This is a genomic window from Aquirufa nivalisilvae (assembly GCF_004307455.1).
Classification (GTDB): Bacteria; Bacteroidota; Bacteroidia; order Cytophagales; family Spirosomataceae; genus Aquirufa; species Aquirufa nivalisilvae.
The window spans coordinates 1-505 of record NZ_SEWX01000023.1 but is presented as its reverse complement, the minus strand read 5'-3'; the positions used below and the strand labels follow the sequence as shown (position 1 = coordinate 505).

The 505-nt window shown below is 43.0% G+C and carries 1 protein-coding gene; it reads left to right on the top strand.

From position 1 onward, the window contains the following. The coding region (locus tag EWU22_RS13375) for a hypothetical protein (protein WP_394364569.1) at window positions 1–505 on the top strand (505 nt) is incomplete at both ends.

Here is a 505-nt window from a genome sequence, read left to right as displayed (position 1 = left end):
CAAGATGCTTATGGTAATACAGTAACTAGTTTCAATGCATCAGGAACGAATGTAACAGTAACAAGTACGTTAACAGGAACGATTAGTGGTTTAGGAAGTGGAGTTGATAACGTATTGAACCAAGCAGGTGATTTTAGTAGTGGAGTAGCGAACTTAACGAGCTTAGGCTTGAAGTTTACTGGCACATCTGGTTCAGGCACCTTTACCTTTACCCCAGCATCTGGAACAGCAGCTACTAGCTCAAGCATTACCGTAAGTCCAGGAGCTGCAACGAAGTTTATCGTAACAGGAACTGGAACTCAAACAGCAGGAGGCAGTCAGACCGTAACTCTAACAGCTAAAGATGCGAGTGGCAATACAGCGACAGGATATACAGGAGATAAGTCGATTGTATTCTCAGGAGCGAATAGTTCAACAAACCCAAGCACGGCAGCAACAGCAAGTGATAAAGTAAGTGCAGATATTAACTTTGGTACAGCTACAGTAGTTACTTTCAGTAATGGAG